20 protein-coding genes and 1 riboswitch are annotated in these 19,726 nt (G+C 69.2%); of the genes, 12 read left to right on the forward strand and 8 right to left on the reverse strand.

Features of this window, described 5'->3' with window-relative positions; translation table 11 throughout:
- Positions 1-52: 52 nt before the first annotated feature.
- From FZ983_RS07980 to tenA, 3 genes are read left to right on the forward strand one after another with little or no spacing between them, the layout of a single operon-like run.
- Complete coding sequence (locus FZ983_RS07980) at positions 53-862, forward strand: ABC transporter ATP-binding protein (protein WP_149223003.1); 810 nt, start codon at positions 53-55, stop codon at positions 860-862.
- The gene (locus FZ983_RS07985; protein WP_149223004.1) at positions 849-1,700 is read left to right on the forward strand and encodes an ABC transporter permease; all 852 of its coding nucleotides are present in this window, start codon (positions 849-851) and stop codon (positions 1,698-1,700) included. The genes FZ983_RS07980 and FZ983_RS07985 overlap by 14 nt, the downstream gene beginning before the upstream one ends.
- A 49-nt stretch (positions 1,701-1,749) precedes the next feature.
- Positions 1,750-2,436, forward strand: coding sequence for a thiaminase II (gene tenA, locus FZ983_RS07990; RefSeq protein ID WP_149223005.1), 687 nt, complete (start codon positions 1,750-1,752; stop codon positions 2,434-2,436).
- 22 nt (positions 2,437-2,458) lie between these two features.
- On the opposite strand, the gene FZ983_RS07995 is transcribed toward tenA, so the two are convergent.
- From FZ983_RS07995 to FZ983_RS08010, 4 genes are all read right to left on the reverse strand, one after another.
- On the reverse strand, positions 2,459-3,037 hold the full coding sequence (locus tag FZ983_RS07995) for a manganese efflux pump MntP family protein (RefSeq protein WP_149223006.1): 579 nt from the start codon (positions 3,035-3,037) through the stop codon (positions 2,459-2,461).
- An 83-nt stretch (positions 3,038-3,120) separates the two neighbouring features.
- Positions 3,121-3,246: riboswitch (yybP-ykoY riboswitch) on the reverse strand.
- A 26-nt stretch (positions 3,247-3,272) separates the two neighbouring features.
- On the reverse strand, positions 3,273-4,619 hold the full coding sequence (gene guaD, locus FZ983_RS08000; protein WP_149223007.1) for a guanine deaminase: 1,347 nt from the start codon (positions 4,617-4,619) through the stop codon (positions 3,273-3,275).
- A gap of 36 nt (positions 4,620-4,655) precedes the next feature.
- Positions 4,656-5,843 (reverse strand): urate hydroxylase PuuD, encoded by a 1,188-nt coding sequence (locus FZ983_RS08005; RefSeq protein WP_149223091.1) that lies wholly within the window; start codon positions 5,841-5,843, stop codon positions 4,656-4,658.
- Positions 5,844-6,002: 159 nt separating this feature from the next.
- The gene (locus tag FZ983_RS08010) at positions 6,003-6,191 is read right to left on the reverse strand and encodes a hypothetical protein (protein ID WP_149223008.1); all 189 of its coding nucleotides are present in this window, start codon (positions 6,189-6,191) and stop codon (positions 6,003-6,005) included.
- Between the two features lie 345 nt (positions 6,192-6,536).
- On the opposite strand from FZ983_RS08010, the gene FZ983_RS08015 reads away from it, so the two are divergent.
- The 4 genes from FZ983_RS08015 to FZ983_RS08030 all read left to right on the forward strand — a co-directional run bounded on the left by FZ983_RS08015 (position 6,537) and on the right by FZ983_RS08030 (position 11,191).
- On the forward strand, positions 6,537-7,382 hold the full coding sequence (locus FZ983_RS08015) for a phosphate/phosphite/phosphonate ABC transporter substrate-binding protein (protein ID WP_149223009.1): 846 nt from the start codon (positions 6,537-6,539) through the stop codon (positions 7,380-7,382).
- A complete protein-coding gene (locus tag FZ983_RS08020) occupies positions 7,379-10,138 on the forward strand; it encodes an ATP-binding protein (RefSeq protein ID WP_149223010.1) in 2,760 nt (919 codons plus the stop codon). Before FZ983_RS08015 ends, FZ983_RS08020 begins: the two co-directional genes overlap by 4 nt.
- Positions 10,139-10,275: 137 nt before the next feature.
- Positions 10,276-10,656, forward strand: coding sequence for a hypothetical protein (locus tag FZ983_RS08025; RefSeq protein WP_149223011.1), 381 nt, complete (start codon positions 10,276-10,278; stop codon positions 10,654-10,656).
- Between the two features lie 154 nt (positions 10,657-10,810).
- Entirely contained in the window at positions 10,811-11,191 is a 381-nt protein-coding gene (locus tag FZ983_RS08030; RefSeq protein WP_247883655.1) for a response regulator, read from the forward strand.
- A gap of 27 nt (positions 11,192-11,218) precedes the next feature.
- Here the strand turns inward: FZ983_RS08030 and FZ983_RS08035 are convergent, their stop codons facing one another.
- On the reverse strand, positions 11,219-12,421 hold the full coding sequence (locus FZ983_RS08035) for an NnrS family protein (protein ID WP_149223012.1): 1,203 nt from the start codon (positions 12,419-12,421) through the stop codon (positions 11,219-11,221).
- Positions 12,422-12,555: 134 nt separating this feature from the next.
- Here FZ983_RS08035 and FZ983_RS08040 point away from each other — a divergent pair, with 134 nt between their 5' ends.
- Positions 12,556-13,863 (forward strand): winged helix-turn-helix domain-containing protein, encoded by a 1,308-nt coding sequence (locus tag FZ983_RS08040; protein WP_149223013.1) that lies wholly within the window; start codon positions 12,556-12,558, stop codon positions 13,861-13,863.
- Here the strand turns inward: FZ983_RS08040 and FZ983_RS08045 are convergent.
- Positions 13,823-14,302, reverse strand: coding sequence for an Lrp/AsnC family transcriptional regulator (locus tag FZ983_RS08045; RefSeq protein ID WP_149223014.1), 480 nt, complete (start codon positions 14,300-14,302; stop codon positions 13,823-13,825). The genes FZ983_RS08040 and FZ983_RS08045 overlap by 41 nt on opposite strands.
- A 131-nt stretch (positions 14,303-14,433) precedes the next feature.
- On the opposite strand from FZ983_RS08045, the gene FZ983_RS08050 reads away from it, so the two are divergent.
- Both FZ983_RS08050 and FZ983_RS08055 read left to right on the forward strand, forming a co-directional pair.
- Positions 14,434-15,057: a DedA family protein gene (locus FZ983_RS08050; RefSeq protein ID WP_149223015.1), complete on the forward strand. Its 624-nt coding sequence runs from the start codon at positions 14,434-14,436 to the stop codon at positions 15,055-15,057.
- A 121-nt stretch (positions 15,058-15,178) separates the two neighbouring features.
- The gene (locus FZ983_RS08055; RefSeq protein WP_149223016.1) at positions 15,179-15,868 is read left to right on the forward strand and encodes an alpha/beta hydrolase; all 690 of its coding nucleotides are present in this window, start codon (positions 15,179-15,181) and stop codon (positions 15,866-15,868) included.
- Here FZ983_RS08055 and FZ983_RS08060 read toward each other — a convergent pair.
- Positions 15,865-16,605, reverse strand: coding sequence for an AraC family transcriptional regulator (locus FZ983_RS08060; RefSeq protein ID WP_247883656.1), 741 nt, complete (start codon positions 16,603-16,605; stop codon positions 15,865-15,867). The genes FZ983_RS08055 and FZ983_RS08060 overlap by 4 nt on opposite strands.
- 184 nt (positions 16,606-16,789) lie before the next feature.
- On the opposite strand from FZ983_RS08060, the gene FZ983_RS08065 reads away from it, so the two are divergent.
- Positions 16,790-17,740, forward strand: coding sequence for an EamA family transporter (locus FZ983_RS08065; protein WP_149223018.1), 951 nt, complete (start codon positions 16,790-16,792; stop codon positions 17,738-17,740).
- Here FZ983_RS08065 and FZ983_RS08070 read toward each other — a convergent pair.
- On the reverse strand, positions 17,737-19,119 hold the full coding sequence (locus FZ983_RS08070) for a nucleobase:cation symporter-2 family protein (protein WP_247883657.1): 1,383 nt from the start codon (positions 19,117-19,119) through the stop codon (positions 17,737-17,739). The genes FZ983_RS08065 and FZ983_RS08070 overlap by 4 nt on opposite strands.
- A 268-nt stretch (positions 19,120-19,387) precedes the next feature.
- Here FZ983_RS08070 and FZ983_RS08075 point away from each other — a divergent pair, with 268 nt between their 5' ends.
- Positions 19,388-19,726, forward strand: coding sequence for an acyl carrier protein (locus tag FZ983_RS08075; protein ID WP_149223020.1), 339 nt, complete (start codon positions 19,388-19,390; stop codon positions 19,724-19,726).

Genomic DNA, 19,726 nt, shown 5'->3' on the forward strand with positions numbered 1-19,726 from the left:
TTCGCCCGCATGCCCCTGGCGGTTGCGGCTCCCGCCGCCATATTCTGTGCCCATGACCGAGCGAACCATCCCACAGCATCCGCCCGCCATCCGGGTGGCCAGGCTGACCAAGCGCTTTCCCACGCCCGGCGGCGGGGAGGTGACGGCTGTCGACGCCATCGACTTCACCGTGCCGCGCGGCAGCGTGACCGGCCTTCTGGGCGGCAACGGCGCCGGCAAGACGACGACCATCTCGATGCTGCTGGGGCTTTTGCTGCCGACGGCCGGGACGGTGGAGATCCTGGGCGTCGACATGGCGCGCCATCGGCATGCCGTGCTTCCGCGCATGAACTTCTCCTCCCCCTACGTCGAGCTGCCCCATCGGCTGACGGTGCGGGAGAACCTTACCGTCTATGCCCACCTCTACGGTTTGACATGCGTCAAAAAGCGCGTCCGAGAATTGTCCGAGCATCTTGACCTGACGCGTTTTCTCGATCGGCCGTCCGGCGGGCTGTCGGCGGGGCAGAAAACCCGCGTCGCGCTGGCGAAAGCTCTGCTGAACGACCCGGAGCTTCTGCTGCTGGACGAGCCGACGGCATCGCTCGACCCCGACACCGCCGACTGGATCCGGACATATCTTGAGCGGTACCGCGCCCGCACCGGCGCCACCATCCTGCTCGCCTCCCACAACATGCTGGAGGTGGAGCGGCTGTGCGACAGCGTGCTGATGATGCGGCAGGGACGGATCGTCGACCGCGGCGCGCCGTCGGCCCTGCTCGCCCGCTATGGCCGCCAGACGCTGGAGGAGGTGTTCCTGGACATCGCCCGCGCGTCCGACGGCTCGACGCTCCTGACCGGGGAGGCCGCCGATGCCGCCGAATGACGCGATCGCTGCCCATCCCGTTCCGCGGGCCGACTTCTCGCTGCGCCGGGTCGGCGCCATGGTGCTGCGCTACTGGTATCTGCTGCGCGGGTCGTGGCCGCGCATCCTGGAACTGGCCTACTGGCCGACCATGCAGATGATCCTGTGGGGCTACATCAACCAGTTCATGGCCTCGTCCAGCGGCGGCGGCAGCGGCTGGGTGGCGCAGGGGGCCGGCGTGCTGGTCAGCGCCGTGCTGCTGTGGGACGTGCTGTTCCGCGGCCAGCTCGGCGTCTCCATCTCCTTCCTGGAAGAGATGTGGTCGCGCAACCTGGGCCATCTGTTCGTCAGCCCGCTCCGCCCCGGCGAATGGGTGACGGCGCTGATGACCATGAGCCTGCTGCGCACCCTGATCGGCGTTCTGCCGGCGGCGGCGCTGGCGATTCCCTTCTTCGGCTATTCGGTCTTCGCGCTCGGCCTGCCGCTCGCCGCCTTCTTCGCCAACCTGATCGTGCTGGGCTGGTCGCTGGGGCTGCTGATCGTGGCGCTGATCCTGCGCTACGGCATGGGGGCGGAGGGGCTGGCCTGGATCGTCGTCTTCATGCTGGCTCCGGTCAGCGCCGTCTATTACCCGGTTTCGGTCCTGCCGGCGTGGCTCCAACCGGTCTCGCTGGCCCTGCCGTCGGCCCATGTGTTCGAGGGCATGCGGGCGCTGGTGTTCGAGGGCGTCCTGCGCTGGGACCATCTGGCCTGGGCGGTCGGGCTGAACGCGCTCTACATGGCGGCCGGCGTGGGGGTGTTCCTGTACGCCTTCCGGCAGGCGCGGGTGCGCGGCGCGTTGCTGCAAACGGGCGAATGATCGGTAGAGTATATACCCACCGTCGTCAGCGATCCCGGAGACCGCCGCCATGACTGCCTCTGCCCCCCGCCCCGACCTGTTCGACCGGCTCGTCGCCGAGGCACGGCCGGACTGGTCGGCATATGTCGACCACGCCTTCGTGCGCGGGATGGGCGACGGCACGCTGCCGCTGGAGTGTTTCCGCCATTATCTGGTGCAGGATTACCTGTTCCTGATCCATTTCGCCCGTGCCTATGCGCTCGCCATCTACAAGGGCCGCGACCTGCGCGAGATGCGGGCGTCGCTGGGCGGGCTGAAGGCGATCCTAGACGTGGAGATGGACCTGCATGTCGGCCTGTGCGCCGACTGGGGCCTGTCGGCGACCGAGTTGGAACAGGCGGCGGAGGCGAAGGCGACGATGGCCTACACCCGCTATGTGCTGGAGACCGGCCTGCGCGGCGACCTGCTAGACCTGCATGTCGCGCTCAGCCCCTGCGTCATCGGCTATGCCGAGATCGGCCGGCGGCTGGCTGGGTTGCCCGGCGCGCTGAACGACGCCAATCCCTTCCGCGCCTGGATCTCGGAATATGCCGGCGAGGCTTATCAGGAGGTGGCGCGGGCGGCGCGGGAGAATTTGGACCGGCTGGCAGCCGACGGCATGACGGAGGCGCGCTTCCCGCGGCTGTTGACGGTGTTCCGACAGGCCTGCCGGCTGGAGGCGGATTTCTGGGAAATGGGGATGACGCTGGCTGGCTGAGGAAGGGTGCCTCAGCGCCCCCTCACCCCATCGTGTGCTCAAGCAGGATCTTCGCCCCCAGCCCGATCAGCACCACGCCGCCGGCCATTTCGGCCCAGCGCCCCAGATGCGCGCCGGCCGCGCGGCCGATCAGCACCCCGCCGAAGGCCACCGCGAAGGTCACGGCACCGATCAGCGCCGATGTCGTCACCATGTCCACATCGACCAGCGCCAAGCCAGCACCCACGGCCGCGGCGTCGATGCTGGTGGCGACGGCGGTGGTCAGCAGGGCCAGCCATTCGGCGCGCACGCTGCGCACCGGGCCGCAATCCTCGTCGCCCTCATCCTCACCGTCCATGATGGCATTGCGCAGCATCGCGCCGCCGACCGCCAGCAGCAGGCCGAAAGCGATCCAGTGATCGACCGATTCAACGAGGCTGGCGAAGGCGATGCCGACGCCCCAGCCGACCAGTGGCATCGCGAACTGGCAGGCGCCGAAAGCCGCACCCACGCGCACCGCCTCGGGCAGGCCGGCACGACGCGAGCAGGCGCCGCGGCCAAGGGCGGCGGCAAAGGAATCCATGGACAGGCTGAAGGCGAGCGCGAGGGACGTGGCGATCATGGCTATTCCCGGGCCAGACAACGCAGTGGAACCGGACGGACTCCGGCTGGCCGCGGAGATGTCCGATCCACTGGTCTCGCCGGGTCGGCCCGCTGGCCGCCGTGCGCGCCATGGCGGTAACGGCCGGAGGCCGGAACCATCCAAGTCTGTTGACGCGAACCCCGCGCGGTCCAAATGCCGGCGGGTGGCTACTCCCCAATGACGGCGGAAGTCCTACAGGGACTAGGGGCTTGGGTCAAGCGCCCGATTGCCGCAGGTGCGAATTGCGGCCGCGCAGGTAGGTGGCGGCCACCGAGCGGTCGTCGCCCAGCGTCACCTGAATGAACAGCTCCTCCTCCAGATCGCCGTCGACCGCCTTCATGCGATGTCGCATAGCCGGCGTGGCGGCGGGGTCGAGCACGACGAGGTCGGCCCAGCGTCCAGGCTCCAGGCTGCCGATCTCGTCGGCCATGCCCAACGCCTCGGCATTGCCGCGGGTCATCCAGTGCAGGGCCGACAGCGCCGGCAGGTTTCGGCGCCGCAACTGCAGAACCTTGTAGGCCTCCGCCGCGGTGCGCAGCATGGAATAGCTGGTGCCGCCGCCGACATCGGTGGCGATGGCGGTGCGCACCGGCCGCTCCGGCTTCGACAGGGCGTCGAGGTCGAACAGGCCGCTGCCGATGAACAGGTTGCTGGTCGGGCAGAAGACGGCGACCGACCCGCTTTCCGACAGCCGGCTCATCTCCGCCTCCGACAGATGGATGCAGTGGCCGAACAGCGAGGTCGGTCCCAGCAGCCCGAAACGGTCGTAGACGTCAGTGTAGTCGCGGGCACCGGGGAACAGGCGGCGCACCTCGGCGATCTCGTCGGTGTTCTCGGACAGGTGGGTCTGCATGTGGACGCCGGGATGCTCGCGCAGCAGCGCGCCCGCCGCCTCCAGCTGCGCCTCGGTCGAGGTGATGGCGAAGCGCGGGGTGACGGCATAGCGCTGCCGCCCCTTGCCGTGCCAGCGGCCGATGAGATCCTTGCCGTCGCGATAGCTGCTCTCCGCCGTGTCGGTCAGGGCAGGCGGGGCGTGGCGGTCCATCATCACCTTGCCGGCGATCAGCCCGGCGCCGCGCGATTCGGCCTCCGCGAACAGCGCGTCGACCGATTGCGGATGAACAGAGCCATAGACCACCGCCGTGGTCGTGCCATTGCGCAGAAGCTCGTCCATGAAGAAGGCGGCGTTGGCGGCGGCATGGGACGGATCGGCGAAGCGCTGCTCCTCGATGAAGGTGTATTTCTCCAGCCAGTCGAGCAGCTGCGCGCCGTATGAGGCGATGACCTGGGTCTGCGGGAAATGGATGTGGGTGTCGATGAAGCCCGGCAGCACCAGCTTGCCGCCGTGGTCGTCGACCGCCACCCCCTCCGGCACCCGGCCACGCAGATCGGCCCAGTCCCCGACCTCCAGAATCCGCCCGTCGGCCCCGACCAGCAGCAGCCCGTCCTCGTGATGGCGCACGGCATCGAAATCACCCGGCCCGGCAGGCGCACGGTGGAAGCTGAGCAGGCGTCCGCGGATGGCGGCGGAAACAGGGGAAACGATGGACTGGTCGGGCATGGGGTTCCGGTTCGATAAGAAAGCTATGAGAGCGGGTTACTTAATGTCCCCGGACCATGCCGCCAACACCGCGCGTTCCTGTGGCGTGATTCCGGTGATGTTGGCGGGGGGCATGGCGCTGCTGAAACCGGCCTGCAGGCGGATCTGCTCGGCATGGCGGCGGATGCCGTCGCCTTCCAGCACGACGCCACGCGGCGGGGTGGCGATGCCGTCCCACACCGGCTGGGCGGCGTGGCACATGCTGCAGCGGGTGGCGACAATCTCCTCGACCTGGGCATAGCCGACCTTCACCGGCGTTGCCGCGGCCGTGTCGCCGCTGGCAGGCCCCATGGTGCTGAGCCAGATGCAGCCCAGCATGCCGGCGGCGGCCACCCCCCAGGTCCACCAGGGCGTTGGCTTGCCGGCATGGCGGCTGTTGAAGAAATGGCGGATCGCCGTGCCAGCCACCAGCACCAGCGCCACCATCACCCAGTTGTAGCGGGTGGAGCTGACCAGCGGATAATGGTTGGACAGCATCAGGAAAACGACCGGCAGCGTCAGGTAGTTGTTGTGCAGCGACCGCTGCTTCGCCTGCTTTCCCAGCGACGGGTCCGGCGTCTCGCCGCGCAGCATGGCGGCCACCGTCTTGCGCTGGTTGGGGATGATCAGCATGAAGACGTTGCAGGCCATCATGGTTGCCATCAGCGCACCGACCTGCAGCATGGCGCCGCGCCCGCTGAAGATCTTCGTCAGACCCCAGGCGGTCGCCACCAGCAGCACGAAGCCGGCGACCGCGAGCGCCCCGTCGTTGCGGCCCAGCGGCGACTTGCACATCAGGTCATAAGCGACCCAGCCTACCACCAGCACCGCGACGCTGATCGCCACCGCCTGCCAGTGGCCCAGCACCATCACGTCCTGGTCGATCAGGAACAGGTCGGCGCCGCGGTAATACAGCACACACATCAGGAAGAAGCCGCTGAGCCACGTCGCGTAGGATTCCCACTTGAACCAGGTCAGCTCCTCCGGCAGCTGCGGCGGGGCGACCATGTATTTGGTCATGTGGTAGAAGCCGCCGCCGTGGATCTGCCACGCATCGCCCGCCGTCCCGGACGGCGCGCCTGCGCGCCTGCGCAGCGAGGCGTCGAGATGGATAAAGTAGAAGGACGATCCGATCCAGGCGATGGCGGTGATGACGTGCAGCCACCGCGCCAGGGCGTTGATCCACTCCCACAGGATGGGCTCCATCACGCGCGCGCTCCTTCCGGTCAGTGTCCGGGCCACTCAGGGTCCGGGGCTGGACTCTCCGGGTGGGAGTCTACGGCGAGTGTGCGGGTGCGGAAAACCTCGCTCCTGTCCCAACAGCTTCAAAAAATGGCGAAAGATGAAGGACCGGTCCGCGGAACGTCACCCTGCCAGTTCCGCCGGCACCGGAAGCTCCTCCCCCTCTTCGCGGCGGAGCATCCAGACCAGCCAGCGTTCGGTATGGATCAGGAGACGCCGGGTCTCGATGCTGTTGCAGCCGCGGCTGTGTTCACGCAGCAGGCGGATGGCGCGGTAGATGGCGGATTGTTGATTGGCGGCGCGTTCCGGCACGGCGGCTTTCCTGGTGGGCGGTGAAGTCGCCGACACATAGCGGACCGGTCCGCAACCAAAGCGTGATCTTTATTGGCCGCGGACCGGTTCCAGCAGCACCGGGCGGTCTCGGAATTGCGCGGGCCCGAAACAATAGCGCAAGTGGAATTAGCAGAAATTTCAAAAGCATGGCGGCAATCGCAACCCTGCCCGTGACAAGCGCCCATGTCACCGCCCTGCGCGCTCTTGTCCCTATCTGTTGCATTTATCCAATGTTATATCTTTTTGCCTAGGCCCAGTGTCTGGCCGCCGTCGTCATCACAGCCGTCCGTTTGCGCGCCTGCACTTCGCAAGGATAGAATCCCCATGACCAAGCGCCTGTCCGCCGGCCTCCTCGGGCTTTGTTCCGCCCTCCTCTGCGGCCTGACGGCGGCCATGCCGGTCCGGGCGGAGGAGCCGGCGTTGCGTATCGGCATCGCTCCGCACACCAGCGCCCGTGTCATCGTCGAACAGTATCAGCCGGTGCGCCGGGCGCTGGAGGAGGCGCTCGGCCGGTCGGTGGAGATCGTGACGGCGCCCGATTTCACCGCCTTCGCCCGTCGCGCGGTCGACCAGGAATACGACGTCGCCGTCACCACCGGCCATCAGGCGCAACTCCTGCGCAAGGACGCCGGCTATCTGCCGCTGCTGACCTACAAGTCCGACTTCCGCGCCGTGGTGGTGACGGCGGCCAATGGCCCCCACCGGACCGCGGACTCTCTGGCCGGAACCACCGTGCTGGGGCTCAGCCCGTCCTCGCTGGTGACGCTGTGGGGTCAGCGCTGGCTGGCCGACCGGACCCTGCCCAACATTCAGCTCCGCTATGTCAGCGCCGCCGACAGCGTGGCCCAACTGGTCCTGGCCGGCGATGCCTCGGCCGGCTTCATGTCGCTCGCCAACCGCGCCAAGCTGGCGCCGGAGGTGCAGGCCCAGCTCGCCACCATCGCCGAAAGCCCGCCCATGACCGGGCGCGCCTACATGCTGAACGGCAAGCAGGCGGCGCTGCTGGAGCCACTGCGCAAGGCCTTGTTCGCCTTCGGCGCGACGAATGAGGGAAAGACCTATTTCGACACCAACCAGCTGGGCGGCTACCGTCCGGTCACCGACGCGGAGTTGGAGGCGATGGAGCCGCTGGCCGACGAGGTGAGGCGCGTCCTGAAGGCCGGCAAATGATCCTGACCCGTCTGGCCCCCTGGAAGACCCTGCGCGGGCGCATGCTCGCCGCCGCCATGGCGGTCGAGGCGATCATGCTGACCCTGCTGGTCGCCAACAGCGTGCGCCTGCTCTATGGCAGCCTCGCCGAACAGGCCCGGCTGCATGCCGATCAGGTGGCCCCGGTGCTGAACGCCGCGCTGGTGGCGCCGCTGGCCCAGCGCGACTATGCGACCCTGCAGGCGGTCCTCAATGAAAGCCGATCCACCGGCGGGGTGCTTTATCTCGCCGTCAGCGACAGCAAGGGAAAGCTGGTGGCGATCAGCGGCTGGCCGCAGGACCGCAGGCTGCCCGATCCCGATCCGGCCCTGTCGCTGGACGGCAAGGACGGCGTCACCCGCTACGACGTGGCGGTGCCGGTGTCGCTGGCCGGGCAAAGGCTGGGAGCTGTGCAATTCGGACTGGACCTGCTGCACATCGTCCAGGCGCGCCGCGACCTGCTGATCCAGGGCATCGCCATCGCCCTGTCGGAGATCCTGCTGTCGGCCGGTCTGCTGGCCCTGCTGGGCCTGTGGCTGACCCGGCATCTGGCGGCGCTGGCGCGGGCCAGCGAACGGGTCGCCGCCGGCGACTACAGCCCGCCGGAGCTGGCGGAGGGCGACGACGACATCGGCCGGCTGGGCGCCGCCTTCAACACCATGTCGCACGCCATCAAGGAGCGCGTCGACCAGCTGACCGTGGCGCTGGACGAACAGGAGGCGCTCGCCCGCGACGTGGAGCAGGAACGCGCCCGCCTGTCCGCGCTGCTGTCGGCGATGGATTTCGGCGTACTGTTCGTTGGCGGCGACGGGCGCATCGCCTATGCCAATCCGGCCTTCTCCGCCCTGTTCGCGGTCGCCGGCGCGCCGGTCGGCCACCGACCGGACGAGACGCTGGCCACTGCCGGCAACGCCCCGCTGGACACCGACCACGCCCTGCTGTCGGCGGTGGTTGCCGACGAGCGGCGCGAGATGACGCTGACCGACGGGCGGATCGTCAGCTGGCACAATGTACCCGTGCGCAACGCCGCCGGGGTCGCCATCGGCAAGCTGTGGCTGTGCATCGATGTGACCGAGCCGCGCCGCGCCGCCGAACAGCTGCTCCAGGCCAAGGAGAAGGCGGAGGCCGCCAGCCGGTCGAAGACCGAATTCCTGGCGACCGTCAGCCATGAGCTGCGCACCCCGATGAACGGCGTGCTCGGCAACCTGACCCTGCTGGCCGACGGGCATCTGCCGGCGGAGGAGAAGCGGCTGGCCGACGTCGCCCGCCGGTCGGCCGAGACGCTGCTGCGGCTGCTGGACGACATCCTCGACCTGTCGAAGCTGGAGGCCCGCCGCATCGACCTGGAGGAGGCCGACTGCGCCCTGCCCCAGCTGATCGACGGCGTGCTGGAGGTGCTGCGCCCCAACGCCGCCGACAAGGGGCTGGAGCTGTCGGCCCGGCTGATGCCCTCGGTGCCGGAGGTGATCGTCACCGATCCGGCCCGCCTGCGCCAGATCCTGTTCAATCTGGTCGGCAACGCCGTGAAGTTCACCGAGGAGGGCCACATCGCCGTCCGCGTGCGCCGGCTGAACCGCGATCCCGACGACCTGATCGAATGCCGCCATCCGGACTCCTTCCTGCTGGAGTTCGAGGTGGAAGACACCGGCATCGGCATCGCGCCCGAATCGGTGCCCACGCTGTTCGACCGCTTCACCCAGGCCGACAGTTCCATCACCCGGCGCTATGGCGGGACCGGGCTGGGCCTGGCGATCTGCCGCGACCTGTGCCTGCTGATGGGCGGAAGCATCAAGGTCGACACCGCGCCCGGCCGGGGCAGCGTCTTCCGCTTCACCATCGTCGCCCGTCCCGGCGACCCGTCGGCCCTGCGCCGGGTCGATCCCTCACAATCGACGAGCGTCGGCGAGGCCGCGCGCGTCGCCGCATTGCCGCCGTTGCGCGTGCTGGCGGTCGACGACATCGAGGTCAACCGCGACATCGTCCGCGGCATCCTGGAGCGTGCCGGCCACAGCGTGGCGCTGGCCGCCGGCGGCGGGGAGGCGGTGCGCATGGTGCGCGAACAGCCTTTCGACCTCGTGCTGATGGACATCCAGATGCCGGGCATGGACGGGCTGACCGCCACCCGCCGGGTGCGCGAGCTTGCCGACCCCAAGGGACGGGTTCCCATCCTGGCGCTGACCGCCCACGCTTCCGGCAGCTCGCGGCCGGAATGCCTTTCGGCGGGAATGAACGGTTTCGTGACCAAGCCCTTGCGCCCGGCCGCCCTCTTCGCCGAGATGGCGTCGGTGCTGGGCAAGGCGGCGCCCGCCGCCCCACCGCACGGCTCCGCCCGCCAACCCACCCATCGACCCGCTGCCCCGGAGGCTGCCATGACCGACACGCAAGATGCCCCGGACGACGGCCCGGACATGGGCCTTCTGGACGAGGAGCAGGTCTCCCTTCTGCTGGAGGTGTTGACCGCCGAGGACTGGAGCGCCTCGCTGGACGGTTTCGCCGACAACGGCCGCAAGACCGTCGACGGCATGATCGCCCAGGCCCGTACCGGGGAGCCGCACAACCGCACGGCCCACACGCTGAAGGGCACCTCGCTGAACCTCGGCGCGGCGGCGCTCGGCCGGCTGGCCAAGGAGCTGGAACACGCTCCGTCCGCTGCGGTCCTGGCGCAGGAGGACCGGCTCTACGACCTGCTCGACCGTTCCCTGGCCGCACTGCGCACCCGTCGGCCCCAAAACGCCTGAAGGGGCGTCTGAACGGGTAACCGGGCAGCCGGACTTGCACCAACAGGCAGTCCCGCCCCCCACGTTCGGACAGGTATGCACGGCACAAAAGCCTTCCTGCGGCGTTGTCCATCCAGGACCACGACCAGAGAGGCGACATGAGCGAGCTTGCGGACGATCTCGACCGGCCCACCGGCCTGCGGACCGACAAGGTGCGCGCGACGGTGCGGGACCCCCTGACGGCAGCCGGCTTCCGGCCCATGGATCTGGGCGACGGCTGCCATGCCTGGTATCGGCGTTCTGACGACGGCAACCATGCGCTGATCTCGCACAACAACGCGCTCGACGGCGACCCGGCGGTCAGGGACTGGATCGTCGGCCAGTACGGCGAGCGCGGCGGCTTCGTCGAGGTCGGCGGCCTGCCGCTGTCCCGCGCATTGGAAGGGGCGGATGTCCTGCCGTCGCCGGTTCGGCCGGACGGGTCCGTGGTGGAAGCCCTCTATCCGTCCCTCCAACAGGCGCTTGATGATCTGGGGTGATAGTCCGGATGCAGCTTGCGGATGGCCCAATGGGCGATGACCAAGGTCAGGATGGACAAGCGTACGGCCGAACGGAAAAGCTCACGCCTGTTGCCGCATGGGACTTCGGTCCCCATGTGCGGCCTGACCATCGCCCAGACCAGCTGCGAGCCGCATGTCCATGGAAGCCGACCAGTCCAAGCCCTTGCGCATCCTGCTCGTCGAAGACGAGCCGCTGGTGGCCATGGCCATCGAGGATTCGCTGGAAGTCCAGAATGTCGGCGTCATCGGCCCGGCCGGCACGGTGGCCGAGGCGCTCGACCTGATCGCCAAGGGGGGGATCGACGCGGCCCTGCTCGACGTCTCGCTGCGCGGAGAGCGCGTCGACAGCGTCGCCGACGCGCTCTCCGCGCAGGGCATCCCCTTCGTCTTCACCACCGGCCATGGCGCCGCCGGCCTGCCGAAGGGCCATCAGGACCGCCCCGTCCTGACCAAGCCCTTCCGCGAGGTCGAGATGAACGACGCCATCGACCGCTATTTCCGCGGCGCCGCCTGAGTTCATCAGCCTCAACCTGGGCGACCATCACCCAGGGCGACCGTCAGCGCGCGGCGCCAGCAGGACCGGGGCATAGGCGACCAGATACAGGGTAAAGGCGGCGACCCAGCCGTAGCCCGACCATTGCAGCGCCGACCAAACCCAGTCCACCGGCAGCAGCGGCGAGACGGTGCGGGCGACCGCCGCGGCCGTCAGCAGCACATAGGCGGCGACCGTCACCCGCGTCACCACCAGCGGCCGCCCGGTGTGGCCCAGCGAGGCCCGGCTCATCACCGCCAGGATCAGCGTGGCGAAGGCGCCGACCGTCAGCGCATGCGTTCCCGCCGCGGCCGGCACGTCGGCAAGCGCGTGCAGCCCGCGCAGCAGCAGCGCCACCGGCACCCACAGATAGCCGACATGCAGGATCCACAGGATCGGCGAGCGCCAGGCCTTCCAGCCCTGCCAGCCGGCCAGCCGCGCGGTATGGGCCACGGCGGCGGCAAGCGCGATCAGCCCGGTGACCACCGACTCCGGCGCCGCCACCGTCGCCGGGATCAGCGCCAGCGTCAGGACGAGAGTTGCCCGCTCCACCAGCGGCCAGGACCGCACGCCAAGGCCGGCCCGGCCGAGCCCATTGCGGGTGAAGGCCGGCAGGATGCGCCCGCCGATCACCGTCACCATCATCAGCACGATGCCGAGGCCGAGCGCGAATCCGGCCTCCACGCCGCCGTCCAGCAGGCCCAGCCATTCCAGATGGATCAGCAGGTTGGCGGTGGTCAGCAGCCCGATCAGGATCAGGAAGGCGCTGTTGCGCCACTTGCCGGCAGCCACCAGCGGCCGGGCGAGCGCCACGCCCAGCCCCGGCAGGAAGGCGATGTCGATCACCGCCGCCACCGGTTCGGGCACGCCGGCCCAGGGGAAGACGGCGACGCGGCCGGCCATCCACACTGCTGCGAGCGCCATCAGCGGCGCGCCCGCCACCGCCTTGGTGCCGGTCCAGCTCGGCACGGCGGTCAGCAGGAAGCCGGCGACGGCGGCCACCACCATGCCGAACAGCATCTCGTGCGCATGCCAGGCGCTGGCGCCGACGGCATGCTGCGGCCATTCCCCGGTCGCCAGCACGCCCAACCAAGCGGCCAGCAGCCCGACGGCGGCCACGCCGCTGAACAGGAAGAAGAAGCGGAAACCATATTGGAACAGGATCGGGATCGCGGGGCCGTCGTCGCGGCCGGCAAGACTGGGTGAGGACATGAACGGGGACTCCCCAAAACGGGTGCTGCGGTGCAGGATTGACCGCCAGCGTGAGCCCGGAACCCCGTGCCTGCCTTGACGAAAATCAAACGCATTCGCAAGCTCGTCCCCCTTTCCTTTTTCCCCGCAGGTCCATGCCCCGTCCCGACAGCCTGTCCCTGCGTGAGGCCCGCCGCGTCGCCATCGCGGCGCAGGGCTTCGCCAACATTGTCCCCGAAGACGCTTCAACCGCCGCCGCGGTGGAGCCCCGCCATGCCCGGCGCATGATCGGCCGGCTGGGGCTGGTGCAGATCGACTCCGTCAATGTGCTGGTGCGCTCCCATTACCTGCCGCTCTTCTCGCGGCTGGGGCCGTACGAGGCGGCGCTGCTCGACCGGCTGGCCTATGGCGGCAAGCGGCGGGCGCTGTTCGAATATTGGGGCCACGAGGCGTCGCTGATCCCGGTGGAGCAGCAGCCGCTGTTCCGCTGGCGCATGGCGCGGGCCGAACGCGGCGAGGGCATCTATGGCGAGTTGGCCCGCTTCGCCGTCGAGCGCCGCCCCTACATCGACTCCGTCCTGGCGGAGGTCGCGGCGCGCGGACCGATGGGCGCTTCGGAACTCAGCGAGGCCGGGCGCGGAGCCGGCGGATGGTGGGGCTGGAGCGACGGCAAGCGGGCGCTGGAGTACCTGTTCTGGGCCGGCCTCGTCACCACCGCCGGGCGGCGTGGTTTCGAGCGGCTCTACGACCTGCCGGAGCGGGTGCTGCCCGCCGCCATCCTCGACACCCCGACGCCGGAGGAGGCCGAGGCCCAGCGCGCCCTGCTGCGCATCGCCGCCCGTGCCCATGGCGTGGCGACCGAACGTGATCTGCGCGACTATCACCGGCTGGAGGTCGCCGACGCCCGCCTGCGCATCGCCGAACTGGTGGAGGCCGGCGAGCTGCTGCCGGTGGCGGTGGAGGGCTGGGAGAGCATCGCCTACGTCACCCCCGACCTGCGGGTTCCGCGCAAGGCGCCGGCCCGCGCCCTGCTCTCCCCCTTCGATTCGCTGATCTGGGAACGGCAGCGCACCGAGCGCCTGTTCGGCGCCCGCATCCGGCTGGAGATCTACACCCCCGCCCACAAGCGGGAGCATGGCTATTACGTGCTGCCCTTCCTGATGGACGAGCGCATCGCCGCCCGCGTCGACCTGAAGTCGGACCGCAAGGCCTGCACCCTGCTGGTCCAGGCCGCCCACATCGAACCCCACGCCAGCCCCGAGGCCGTCGCCCCGCCCCTGGCGGCGGAACTGCGCCGGCTGGCCGGCTGGCTGGGGCTGGAGCGCGTGACGGTGGTCGGCGGCGGCGATCTGGCGCCGGATTTGGTGGCGGAGTTGCAGCAGGCGGATCCCTCTCCCGCCCCGGGAGAGGGCGATTGTCGCATCACTCCAGATGATCCAGCGGCAGCCGGGTCTCGAACTTGACTTCCTTCAGGGTCACGCTCGATTTGACGTGAGACACGGCGGGAATGGAGAAGATGCGTTCGCTGAGGAAGCGGCCGTAATCCTCGGTGGTCGGCACGACGATGCGCAGCAGATAGTCGGCGTCGCCGGTGACGGCGAAGCATTCCAGCACCTGCGGCATGCCGGCGATGGCGCTCTCGAACTGTTCGACCGCGTTCTCCTTGTGGCGTTCCAGCGTGACATGGGCGAAGACGCATTCGCCGAGCCCCAGCTTGCGCGGGTCGAGCTGGACCGTGTAGCGGCGGATGACGCCGATATCCTCCATCGACCGCACTCGGCGCCAGCAGGGGGAGGCCGACAGGCCGACGGTGTCGCCCAACTCCTGCATGGTCAGGCGGGCATTCTCCTGCAGGGCCGCCAGGATCCCCTTCTCATGCCGGTCGAGCTTGATCGTCGCCATTCCGTCTCTCTTCAATCCGCGCCAGAAACCATCATCTAGGGGAACATATGCCGGGTCTGCGGCGACTGCGAGTCCCCCCGGCGCAACCAATCGGCCCGTCCGGTGTTCTCCGGTTGGGCAGACGCAGGAGGATGGGTGTGTTCGACTGGATCGTCAGGATGGTGGAGCAGACCGGCTATCTCGGCGTGGCTCTGCTGATGTTCGCGGAGAACCTGTTTCCGCCCATTCCATCGGAACTGATCCTGCCGCTTGCCGGCTTCACCGCCGCACGCGGGGATATGAGCCTGCCCCTGGTGGTGGTCGCGGGCACGGCCGGCGCCCTGGTGGGTGCGTTGTTCTGGTACGCGATCGGCCGCTGGGTCGGCTGCCGCCGGCTGAAGCACTGGGCCGAACGCCATGGCCGCTGGCTGACCATCAGCCCCGACGAAGTGGACGAGGCCGCTTCCCATTTCCGCGAACATGGCGGACGAGCGGTGCTGATCGGCCGGATGATCCCGGCGGTGCGCACGCTGATTTCAATCCCCGCCGGCGTGTCGGAAATGGCGCTGGCGCCCTTCCTGCTCTACACCACCCTGGGCACCGCGATCTGGACGACCTTCCTCGCCACCGCCGGCTATCTGCTGGAGGACAGCTATCAGCAGGTGTCCGGCTGGCTGAACCCGGTGTCCAACATCGTCGTGGTGGGCATCGCCCTCTGGTACGTCTACCGGGTCGCCACCTTCGGCCGGCGGACGTCCAAGCAGCCGGCGGAATAGCGGGCTCCGTTTCCGCCCAGAGGAATTCCGCCAAGAGGAAAACTCCCCCGCCCCGGCTGGACGGCACCGCCGGCCGCATGTTCTCCCTGATTGGTCCGACCGCCAGCGGGAGCATCAGCCCATGACCTCCACCCCGACCGTCATCCTCGTCCACGGCGCCTTCGCCGATGGCTCCAGCTGGAGCCGGGTGATACCCCGCCTGCAAGCGGAAGGGCTGGCGGCGGTCGCGGTGCAGAACCCGCTGGTCTCGCTCGACGACGATGTCGCCCATGTCCAGCGCGCCATCGACCGGACGAAGGGGCCGGTGCTGCTGGTCGGCCATTCCTGGGGCGGGGCCGTCATCACCCAGATCGGCGATCAGGAGCGGGTGACGGGACTGGTCTATGTCGCCGCCTTCGCCCCCGATGCCGGACAATCGCCGAACGACACGCTGAAGCCCTTCCCGCCATCGGCAGGCCTGTCCGGCGTCTCGGTCGACAAGGGCCGTTTCCTGACCCTGACGCCGGAGGGCATGGCCCGTAACTTCGCCCAGGATCTGGCACCGGGGGAGGCCGCCCTGCTGGCCGCGACCCAGGGGCCGGTGGCAGCAGCCTGCTTCGCGACCAAGGTCACGACCGCCGCCTGGAAGGCCAAGCCCGCCTGGTACATCGTCGCCACCCAGGACCGCATGCTGCCGCCGGACTTCCTGCGCGCCACCGCCGCGCGCATCGGCGCCCGCACGGTGGAGGTCGAGAGCGGCCACGCCCCCCACCTGTCGCGCCCGGACGCCGTTGCGGCGGTGATCGTCGAGGCGGCGCGCGCGGCGGTCTAGGCTCTGTTCCGCAGCGCCCCCGGCGTGGTGCCGCGGCGGCGGCGCAGGCTGCGGGTCAGGGCGCTCTGGTCGGAGAAGCCCACCGCCAACGCCACGTCCGCCAACGGCAGTTCTCCGGCGCGCAGCAGCGCCTCCGCCCGGTCCAGCCGCAACTCCGCCAGCCTGCGCGCCGGAGTGGTGCCGGTCTGCGCCCGGAAGCGTTCGTGGAAGCGGCTGGGCGCCAGCCCGACCGCGGCGGCCAGTTCCGCCACCGTCAGCGGCTCCTCGCAGCGCTCCGCCATCAGGGCCAGGGCGCGCGCCACCGGATCGTCCGGCACGGCAGGCGCAGGACGGCGCGATTCCAGGGCGCGCAGCAGCAGCCCGGCCGCATGATGCGCCAGCACCGGGTCGAGCGGCCGGTCGGCCGCCTCCGCCGCCAGATAACGCACCAAGCCATCCAACGCCGTGTCGATGGAGAAGAAGGCGTCGCCGGCATGCGCTGCGGCTTCCGGCACCAGCCCGCCGGCCGGCACGTCCAGCACGACGAAACGATTGGTCCCGGCGCTGCGGAAGCTGTGCGTCACCCCGTCCGCCACCAGCACGCCGCACCCGTCGCCCACCCGCCCGCAAGTGCCGCCGACCTCCATGTCGAGGGTCCCGGCAATGGGCAGGACGATCTGGTGATGATCATGCGCGTGCCGCCGCTCGAACCCGTCGTAGCTGCGGGTGCTGACGCTCGGCCGATGCGGGGACGCCACGCCGTCGGACTCCTGGGGATCGGGTTGGAATAGCCATGCTACGCCGTCGGCTTCCAGGCGTACAGGCACACGTACGCGTCCTTCCGCCGGAGAACCGGTCAATTCCCGCCGGAGCCACGGTCAAGACAGCCTGCCGATCACCGGCTATGGTCGTCCGATTCACGTCAACCGACCGATCCCCATCATGCCCGCTCCGTCCGCCGCCGCCCGCCCCACCCTCCCCGACCGCCGGGCCGTCAACCGCGCCACGCTGGTCGGCTTCACCGCCATCCTGATGTGGGCGACACTGGCCCCGCTGGCGACGCTGGCCTCGATGGTGCCGCCGTTCCAGCTGGTGGCGACCTCCTTCCTGCTGGCCTTCCTGGTCGGAAGCGGCTGGACGATGCTGCGCGGCGACAACCCCTTGCGCTATTTCCGCCAGCCGCCCGCCGCCTGGGCACTGGGGGTGGGCGGGCTGTTCGGCTTCCACTTCCTCTATTTCATGGCCTTGCAGGCGGCCCCGCCGGTCGAGGCCAACCTGATCAACTACCTGTGGCCGCTGCTGATCGTGCTGTTCTCGGCATTGCTGCCGGGGGAGCGGCTGCGGGCGTGGCATGTCGGCGGCGCCGTCGCCGGGCTGGCGGGCACCGCGCTGCTGATCGCCCGCGGCGGAAGCGGCGGCCTGGAGGGCGGCCTCTCCATCGATCCGGCGCATCTGCCGGGCTATGCCGCGGCCCTGGGCAGCGCCGTCACCTGGGCCGGCTATTCGGTGCTGCGCCGCCGGCTGGGTCAGTTCGGCGAGGCGCCGACCGATGCCGTCAGCGCCTTCTGCCTTGCCACCGCGCTCCTGTCGCTGCTCTGCCATTTGGCGCTGGAGCAGACGGTGTGGCCGGAGACCGCCGCCGGCTGGGGGGCGATGCTGCTGCTGGGGCTGGGACCGGTGGGAGCGGCCTTCTTCGTCTGGGACCATGGCGTGCGCCACGGCGACATCCGGGCGCTGGGCGCGCTGTCCTATCTGGCGCCGCTGCTGTCGACCCTTCTGCTGGTCCTGTTCGGCCTCGCCCCCAATTCGGGCGTCATCTGGGTGTCCTGCGCCCTGATCGCCGGCGGCTCCCTGCTGGCCAGCAAGGACCTGCTGCGGCAGCAGCCCTCTTAGGCCTCCACCCCTTGAGCCGCGGCGGCGACGTCGTGGCGGGCGCGGTCGCCGGTCGTCAGGCCGTTGAAGTACCAGTTCAGCGCCACCGCCGTCAGGGTGCCCAGCAGGATGCCGCTGTGCAGCAGCGGCGACAGGAAGGACGGCATCTGCGAGAAGAACTTGTCCGACACCAGCGGAATCAGCCCGACGCCGACGCTGACCGCCACGACGATCAGGTTCTCGCGCCGGTTGGCGTAATCGACCTGCGACAGGATCCGCACGCCGGTCGCCGCCACCATGCCGAACATCACCAGCCCGGCGCCGCCCAGCACGAAGGCCGGCACCGACGCCACCACATGGGCCAGCTTCGGCAGCAGCCCCAGCAGAAGCAGGATCAGCCCGCCCGCCGCGCAGACCCAACGGCTGCGCACGCCCGTCACCCCGACCAGCCCAACATTCTGCGAGAAGGAGGTGTAGGGAAAGGTGTTGAAGACGCCGCCGATCAGCGTGCCCAGCCCGTCGGTGCGCAGGCCGCGAACCAGATCCTCCTGCGTGACCGGGCGGCCGACCATGTCGCCGACGGCCAGGAACATGCCGGTCGACTCGATCATCACCACGATCATCACCAGCGACATGGTCAGGATGGCGATGGGGTCGAAGACCGGCAGCCCGAATTGGAAGGGCTGGACCAGCGCCACCCACGGTGCTTCGGCCAAGCCGTTGAAATTGACCATGCCCAGCGCCATCGCCAGCACCATGCCGGCCACCAGCCCCAGCAGAACCGCGACGTTGCGGACGAATCCGCGGCCATGCTTCATCAGCGCCAGGATCGTCATCAGCACGAAGGCGGCAACCCCCAGGAAGGCCGGATCGCCGAAGCGCGGATTGCCCACCCCGCCGCCGGCCCAGCCCACCCCGACCCGCATCAGCGAGATGCCGATGATGGCGATGACGCTGCCGGTCACCACCGGCGGGAACAGCGGCAGCAGCCGGCCGACCAGCGGTGCCGCCACCATGGCGAAGATGCCGGACCCGATCACCGCGCCATAGATCCCCAAGAGCCCCAGCGACGGGTTGGCCGCCATCGCCACCATCGGCCCGACCGCGGCGAAGGTGACGCCCATCATGATCGGCAACCGGATGCCGAAGCGCCAGAACCCCACCGCCTGGATCAGCGTGACCACGCCGCAGGCGAACAGGTCGGCGTTGATCAGCATGGCGATCTGGTCCTTGGGCAGCTTCAGCGCCCCGCCGATGATCAGCGGCACCGCGATGGCCCCGGCATACATCACCAGCACATGCTGCAGCCCCAGCGCCAGCAGCCGCAAGGGCGGCAACACCTCGTCGACGGGATGGGCGGCTGTCTTGTCGGTGGCGCGTGTCTCGGTGGCGCGTGTCATGGCGCAAGCCTCGCTGTCCTGTTGTGCGGCATTGCGATGCATGGGCCGTGCCGCGTCGCTGGGCTGCGTCCAGCGTGGCGGACATCAAACGAGCCTGCACAAGAGGTGGGCATGTTGCGGTAGAGACTGCCCGTACAGATGGCAAATCCCGCGCGGTTTTTTGCCGCGCCGGGTGGAGGCGGCGATGATGGCTGCGATATTCTTTAACGATCCATGGGTACAGTCGCTGTCGCCTACCCCTTTCGCGCAACCCGAACAGAGCGTCGCGATGAGCAAGTCGATCGAGGGTGTATCCAACTGGATGCACATGTTCCGTTGGATCGTGAAGCTGATCCGCGACGAATACGGGGTGGACGAAGCTCTGTTGACCCGGAATGCGACGCTGGAGACCGACATCCAGCTGTCGATCGACCAGGTCGAGCAGGTTCTGGAATACATCTCCGAAAGCTTCGGCATCCGCTTCCCCGAAGGGACGCTGGACGAGCTGGTGAAGCTGGAGGAGCTTTGCCTGCTGGCGAGCTGGATCAAAGGCTATTACAAGCGCCCCGAATTCATCTCCGACGATTTCGAGACCCGCTGCCGCAGCATCAACGAGATTGCCGCCTGA

The sequence above is a fragment of the Azospirillum sp. B21 genome, assembly GCF_008364825.1.
Lineage (GTDB): Bacteria > Pseudomonadota > Alphaproteobacteria > Azospirillales > Azospirillaceae > Azospirillum.

Bases quoted from the DNA above. Each gene is read 5' to 3' on its own strand.
- FZ983_RS07980 (WP_149223003.1), top strand. From the start codon at position 53: ATGACCGAGCGAACCATCCCACAGCATCCGCCCGCCATCCGGGTGGCC.
- FZ983_RS07985 (WP_149223004.1), top strand. From the start codon at position 849: ATGCCGCCGAATGACGCGATCGCTGCCCATCCCGTTCCGCGGGCCGAC.
- tenA (WP_149223005.1), top strand. From the start codon at position 1,750: ATGACTGCCTCTGCCCCCCGCCCCGACCTGTTCGACCGGCTCGTCGCC.
- FZ983_RS07995 (WP_149223006.1), bottom strand. From the start codon at position 3,037: ATGATCGCCACGTCCCTCGCGCTCGCCTTCAGCCTGTCCATGGATTCC.
- guaD (WP_149223007.1), bottom strand. From the start codon at position 4,619: ATGCCCGACCAGTCCATCGTTTCCCCTGTTTCCGCCGCCATCCGCGGA.
- FZ983_RS08005 (WP_149223091.1), bottom strand. From the start codon at position 5,843: ATGGAGCCCATCCTGTGGGAGTGGATCAACGCCCTGGCGCGGTGGCTG.
- FZ983_RS08015 (WP_149223009.1), top strand. From the start codon at position 6,537: ATGACCAAGCGCCTGTCCGCCGGCCTCCTCGGGCTTTGTTCCGCCCTC.
- FZ983_RS08020 (WP_149223010.1), top strand. From the start codon at position 7,379: ATGATCCTGACCCGTCTGGCCCCCTGGAAGACCCTGCGCGGGCGCATG.
- FZ983_RS08025 (WP_149223011.1), top strand. From the start codon at position 10,276: ATGAGCGAGCTTGCGGACGATCTCGACCGGCCCACCGGCCTGCGGACC.
- FZ983_RS08030 (WP_247883655.1), top strand. From the start codon at position 10,811: ATGTCCATGGAAGCCGACCAGTCCAAGCCCTTGCGCATCCTGCTCGTC.
- FZ983_RS08035 (WP_149223012.1), bottom strand. From the start codon at position 12,421: ATGTCCTCACCCAGTCTTGCCGGCCGCGACGACGGCCCCGCGATCCCG.
- FZ983_RS08040 (WP_149223013.1), top strand. From the start codon at position 12,556: ATGCCCCGTCCCGACAGCCTGTCCCTGCGTGAGGCCCGCCGCGTCGCC.
- FZ983_RS08045 (WP_149223014.1), bottom strand. From the start codon at position 14,302: ATGGCGACGATCAAGCTCGACCGGCATGAGAAGGGGATCCTGGCGGCC.
- FZ983_RS08050 (WP_149223015.1), top strand. From the start codon at position 14,434: ATGGGTGTGTTCGACTGGATCGTCAGGATGGTGGAGCAGACCGGCTAT.
- FZ983_RS08055 (WP_149223016.1), top strand. From the start codon at position 15,179: ATGACCTCCACCCCGACCGTCATCCTCGTCCACGGCGCCTTCGCCGAT.
- FZ983_RS08065 (WP_149223018.1), top strand. From the start codon at position 16,790: ATGCCCGCTCCGTCCGCCGCCGCCCGCCCCACCCTCCCCGACCGCCGG.
- FZ983_RS08070 (WP_247883657.1), bottom strand. From the start codon at position 19,119: ATGACACGCGCCACCGAGACACGCGCCACCGACAAGACAGCCGCCCAT.
- FZ983_RS08075 (WP_149223020.1), top strand. From the start codon at position 19,388: ATGAGCAAGTCGATCGAGGGTGTATCCAACTGGATGCACATGTTCCGT.